This is a genomic window from Streptomyces sp. KLMMK (assembly GCF_036961605.1).
GTDB lineage: Bacteria > Actinomycetota > Actinomycetes > Streptomycetales > Streptomycetaceae > Streptomyces > Streptomyces telluris.
Map to the genome: position 1 here is coordinate 1 of NZ_JBAMDC010000422.1, position 5447 is coordinate 5447.

Annotated in this window: 5 protein-coding genes and 1 pseudogene; 1 reads left to right on the forward strand and 5 read right to left on the reverse strand. The window is 71.0% G+C overall.

Features of this window, described 5'->3' with window-relative positions:
- From V7793_RS32720 to V7793_RS32735, 4 genes are all read right to left on the reverse strand, one after another.
- Nucleotides 1-871 (reverse strand): glycosyltransferase family 2 protein (locus V7793_RS32720; protein ID WP_336013341.1); only part of this gene is annotated, 871 nt, incomplete at its 3' end.
- 2 nt (nucleotides 872-873) lie between these two features.
- Entirely contained in the window at nucleotides 874-1686 is an 813-nt protein-coding gene (locus V7793_RS32725; protein ID WP_168096569.1) for a glycosyltransferase family 2 protein, read from the reverse strand.
- A gap of 409 nt (nucleotides 1687-2095) precedes the next feature.
- On the reverse strand, nucleotides 2096-3190 hold the full coding sequence (locus tag V7793_RS32730; protein ID WP_336013337.1) for a GNAT family N-acetyltransferase: 1095 nt from the start codon (nucleotides 3188-3190) through the stop codon (nucleotides 2096-2098).
- Between the two features lies 1 nt (nucleotide 3191).
- Nucleotides 3192-3530, reverse strand: a complete 339-nt coding sequence (locus V7793_RS32735) for a hypothetical protein (protein WP_168092360.1) — start codon at nucleotides 3528-3530, stop codon at nucleotides 3192-3194.
- Between the two features lie 474 nt (nucleotides 3531-4004).
- On the opposite strand from V7793_RS32735, the gene V7793_RS32740 reads away from it, so the two are divergent.
- Entirely contained in the window at nucleotides 4005-4808 is an 804-nt protein-coding gene (locus V7793_RS32740; protein ID WP_336013339.1) for an SGNH/GDSL hydrolase family protein, read from the forward strand.
- A 4-nt stretch (nucleotides 4809-4812) separates the two neighbouring features.
- Here the strand turns inward: V7793_RS32740 and V7793_RS32745 are convergent.
- Nucleotides 4813-5447 (reverse strand): annotated as a pseudogene (locus tag V7793_RS32745) (hypothetical protein); the annotation flags it as partial.

A 5447-nucleotide genomic window follows, 5' to 3' on the forward strand; every position in this document is an offset into this window, starting at 1 on the left:
CGATCCCGGCGGGCAGCACCCGCGTGGTGTACCGGCGCTCCGAGGCCAGCCCGGCCTGCGCCCCCACGCTCTGCGCCACCAGGGCCTTGGACAGGCCCTCGGCGTACGAGCGGGTCCACAGGTAGCGGAAGCGCTCGCGGGCCGCGGGCACCCGGTGGTGGATGACCGACCGGTCGTCGATCAGCAGCACCGCCTCGGGCATGGCCCGGGTCAGCCGGATGCACAGCTCCGTCTCCTCGCAGCCCAGCGGCAGCCGGTCGCCGTCGCGGCCGATGCCGCAGGCGAACCCGCCGGCCAGCTCGAAGGCCGACCGGCGGAAGGAGGCGTTGCCCCCGAGGACGTTACGGACCGGCACCCTGCCGGGCGGCAGCCCCCGGTACGTACAGCCGACGGCCCAGTCGAACTCCTCGGGGAACCAGGCGGGCCGCCGCCGGGACTCCCACACCGGCTGGGTGCGGCCGCCCACGGCCATCACCCGGGGGTCGGCATAGCCCTCCGCGAAGTGCCGCAGCCAGTCGCGCTCGGCGACGGCGTCGTCGTCGAGGAAGGCGATGACCTCGCCGGAGGAGGCCTCGATGCCGGTGTTGCGGCCCGCGGACAGGCCGCGGGGGCCCGCGTTGGCGAGCACCCGCACCCCGTCCCCGGCACAGCCGTCGTCCCCGAAGTGCTTGGCGAGCCGCCGCAGCAGGGCCGGATTGTGGTCCACGACCACCAGGGTCTCCAGCGCGGGCCGGGACTGCTCGCTGACCGAGGCCACCGCGGCGACGATGTCGTCCCAGCGGTCCTCGGTGTACACGCAGATGACCACCGAGACCGAGGGCCCCGTGGCCGCGCCGGCGCCGTCCGCCGTGCCGGCCGGGGAAGTGGTGATCGTCAAGACACTTCCCCACGGTTGGCCGCGGGTGCGATGGCGAGCCGCTGCGGGCGGCGCCGCCGGGTGCCGCGCTCCTGCAGGATCACTTTCAGTACGCGCAGCCCGTCGCGCACGGCCCGCAGGTTGCTGGTGCCGTGGATGCGGACGAACTCGTGGCTGGGAATCTCCTGGACGCGCAGGCCCGCCTTGACGACTCTGATGTTCATCAGGGTCTCGACCTCGAAGCCGGCGCAGTCGAGGGCGATCTCGTCCAGGCAGTGCCTCCAGAAGGCGTTGTAGCCGTAGCACAGGTCGGTGTAGCGGGCGCCGAACTTGTGGTTGACGATCGAGCAGAGCACGCGGTTGCCGAGCTTGCGGATGGGCGTCATGTCGTCCGTGCCGCCGCCGTTGGCGAAGCGCGAGCCCTTGGCGAAGTCCGCGCCGCCGACGAGCGCGGACACATAGCTGACGATCTCGTTGCCGTCGGCGGAGCCGTCGGCGTCGACCATCACGATGATCTCGCCCGTGCAGGCGGCGAAGCCGGTGATGAGGGCGTCGCCCTTGCCCTTGCCGAGCTGCCGGACCACCTTCACGTCCGGCCACAGCTGCCGTGCGACCTCGATGGTGTCGTCGGTGGAGTTGCCGTCGACGAGGACCACCTCGTGGACCCACTCCGGCAGCGTCTTGAAGACGTACGGGAGGTTCTCCGCCTCGTTCATGGCGGGGATGACGACGCTCACGGGTGGAGCTATCGCGAGATGCGACGTCACCGGGCGGTAATGGGCGGCGACCAGGGCTTCCTGATCGGCCGCCGGGCGCAGAAAAGAACTCATGACTCGGATGTCCCTCTCGTCCGGTGGACCGCCCGCCCCGAGCGGTCCTGTGGCGTATCCGGTTCGAAAAGGGGGTACTCACCCCGCCCTGACGGCGCTCATCGCCGCACGGGCCGGGCGAGCTGGCAACACTTGTTCGCCGCGCGGTCAACGCGACACGGCGATTCTGATCAGCCGGACGCGGCACCCCCCACCGCGCCCCGCCCCGGGCACCATCGCGACGCTTGCCCTCCCCTGAGCCGCTTTGCATGATGGGCCGATGCGGGTGGATGTACGACGGTATTGATGGTTGAGACTGTATGGCAAGAGCTGGTGCGGTGACTCCTCCTTTGGGTGTTTTTTGCGCCCAGATCATGCGTCGTGTTGACGCTTTGCGCCGTTGGCGGCGCGCGCCGGGCGCAATGCGCCCTCAGTCGCCCTGACGCAGCCTTCCCACACGCTTGAGCAACCGGTCGGCGGGCTCGAAGAGCTCGGGCCGGGACACCACGGTGTTGCGCAGGGCGCGCACCGGCGCACGACGGGCCCGGTGCCCCAGCGCCACCGGATGACGCCGCATCACCCATCCCTCCCAGACGCTGAGTTCACGCGTCTTGAGCGAATCCTTGTACGTCTTGTCGCCCCGGCCGAGATCGAGATAGGCCATCCCCGCGGCGGCCGCCCCCTCCGCCATGTGCAGGTGCAGCAGCAGGCCCGGCGAGAACTTCCCGAACGCCGGGTCGTACGACGGGAACCAGCAGCAGAGCACCTGCCGCGAACGCGGCCCGAAGTGCGCCGCGACCGGCCGCCCCCCGGCGTACAGCACCGACAGCAGCCCTGCGAAGGACTCCGTCCTGGTGTGGAAGAGCTGTTCGACCAGGCGCACTATCCAGGCACGCGCGAACCGGTCGCTGCGGCCTGTTCTTCGGTACTGCGCGGACTTCCAGGCGATCAGGGTCCGCAGCATCTCCGGGTCGCGCTCGTCGTGCACGTAGCGCACCTCGCCGACGTCCCGGCCGAGCCGGCGCTCCTTGGCGAAGGTGGCGCGGAGGAACTTCGGCGACTGCTTGCGCAGGGCGGCCAGGTAGGACTCGAAGCCCTGCTCCACATCCATCACGGGCGAGCGGAACGCCCCGGAGGCGCTCACCTCGAACGGCTTCTGCCCCTCCACCAGGTGGTCGAACTCCCACACCGAGAGCCCGCAGGCGTGCAGCAGCTCACGGGCGTCCCACTGGAAGCCGGTCCGGTGGACGAGCCCCTGGGCGTCCGAGAGCCCGAGCCCGATCGCGCGGCCCACCCCGAGGGCGGTGCGCTGGTACGGGAAGAAGCCCACGGGCTCGCCGTCCTCGCGCACCACCGCGATCCGCACCCCGGCCCGGCACCGGCCGACGGCGAGGGCGAACTCGGGTGCGAGGAAAGGATTCGCAAGCTGCGGCGATCCGTCCTCGACCGCCGCCGCCTGCAGGGCAGACCAGGCTGCCCGGTCGGCCGCGGTGAGGTCACCGGGCCGGTACACGCTGATGTTCACCTCAGGAAGCCCGACTTTTCGCCGTGCGGTGGTGCCGCACGTGTGCCAGCAGGAACAGGAGAAGGCTGACGGCCGCGACCGCGGCGACGCCACCCCGCACCGTCCAGGTGTGGAGCGCGAGCATGGCCTGGGAGACCAGCACGTCGACGGCGACGGCTCCGCCGGCCGCCACCACCGAGCGGCTCAGCGGATCGAGGCCGCGCAGCGCCGCCCCCACGGCGCAGGCCGGCGCGACGAGCAGGAAGAAGAGCGTGAACGGCGCACGCAGGGGTGAGCCGATGTCCGCGAGCGCCAGCACGGCGCCGACGCCCGCGATCGCCGTGGCGGCCCCGGCCGCCACGGGAAGGGAATCCCCGGCCGGCGTGCGCGCGCCGCCCGGCCGGTCGGGTGCGGCCGGCGGTGCGGACGGGTCGGTGGCCGAGGCCGGATCGGACGGGCCGGAAGGTCCGGGCGCGCCGGACGGGACTGAAGAGCCGGGTGAGCCGGACGAGCCGGTGAGACCGGTGGGATCTGTGAAGCTCTGCATTGGCGACTTTGCCCCCCGAAGCGCCGGATGCCGAGGCTTCAATGTCGCGCAATCGGCGGAGCGACGTCAAGATGTGAAGGCCGTGCAAACGGCCTCCGGTTACCCGATCGGCGCGGAACCGGAGTCTTTCGGTCAGATGAATACTGCACGAATATGTCGGACCGTCAAAATGTCCCCCGGTGTCGGTGGTTGAGCGTTCACTGGCTCACATTTTTGACATGGACACTTCCTATGGTCACGGGCTGCTGCTACCACGGGTACGGCAGAAACCCTGGTAAAGGAGGTTCCATGAAGCTGTCCCGCCTCGCGGGTTCCCTCTCCGCGATCACCCTCGCCGCCACCCTGGCCCTCACCGGAGCCGGCTCCGCCCAGGCTTCGACGAAGCCCGCAACTCCCGCCTATGTAGCGCTCGGTGACTCCTATTCGTCCGGTCTCGGAGCCGGGAGCTACTACACGAACAGCGGGGACTGTAAGCGCAGCGCCAAGTCGTACCCTGCGCTCTGGGCCGCTGCGCACGCCCCCGCGAGCTTCGCCTTCGCCGCCTGTGCGGGGGCCCGAACGGGTGATGTTCTCGGCAAGCAGCTCGGCTCGCTGAACAGCTCGACCGGGCTCGTCTCGATCAGCATCGGCGGGAACGACGCCGGCTTCGGCGACACCATGGTCACGTGTGTGCTGAACTCCGACAGCGCCTGCGTCAATCGGATCAATGAGGCCCGTACATTTGTCCAGAACACCCTTCCCGGTGAACTCGACAAGGTCTATACCGCCATCAAGGGAAGAGCGCCTTCCGCTCATGTCGTCGTCCTCGGATATCCACGCTTCTACAAACTCGGCGCGAGTTGCGCCGGACTCAGCGAGACCAAGAGGAAGGCCATCAACGCCGCGGCCGACCTGCTCAACTCCGTCATCGCCAAGCGGGTCGCCGACCACGGCTTCGCCTATGGCGACGCGGCGGCCGCCTTCGCGGGCCACGAGCTGTGCTCCGGCAGCCCCTGGCTCAACAGCGTGACCCTGCCCGTCGAGAGCTCCTACCACCCGACCGCGGCCGGTCAGTCCGGCGGCTACCTGCCGGTCTTCTCCAGGGCCGCCTGACCGCTCAGTACCCGTACGCCGGGTCCGTCGACGCGGAGGACGACGGGCCCGGCGACCAGGACGGGCGGGGCGGTCCCGCCGACGACGGCCCGCCCGGCGGGCGGCCCGACGACGGCTGCCGGCAGGTGACGGTGAACGGTACGCGATTGGAGGTGATCTTCTGCGGGCTCCTGACCTCGACCGCGAGCCAGTCCCTGCCCGTGCCGTGCTCGGTCTCGACGTACGTCAGGCCGAGGCTCTTGCCCGCCGTGATGTCGGAGGTCCGCCAGGGGTCGACCTGACCGCTGCCCGTGACCACGCGGTAGGAGAGCCGGGCGGGGGTGCGGTCGACGGTGAAGGTCACCCGGAACGAGGGGCCCGCGCCCTTCGGCGGGCAGGGGCCGGTGTAGGAGTCGCGCACCGCCTCGACGGAGACCCGCAGGCCGTACGAAGTGTCGCCGCCGCCGTCCGCGGTCTTCCCGCCGTCGTCCGCCGACGCCGACCGCGACCCCGCGTTCTTGTCCGGCGCGGCGGAGCCCGCGCCGCCTGCGGCGGAGCCGCCCTCGTCGCCCTCGCCCCTGCTGAAGGCCCAGGCCAGCCCGCCCACCAGCAGGGCGAGCACGACGGCGGCCACCGCGAACACCAGACCCGGGCGGCGCC

Bases quoted from the DNA above. Each gene is read 5' to 3' on its own strand.
- V7793_RS32725 (WP_168096569.1), bottom strand. From the start codon at position 1,686: ATGAGTTCTTTTCTGCGCCCGGCGGCCGATCAGGAAGCCCTGGTCGCC.
- V7793_RS32740 (WP_336013339.1), top strand. From the start codon at position 4,005: ATGAAGCTGTCCCGCCTCGCGGGTTCCCTCTCCGCGATCACCCTCGCC.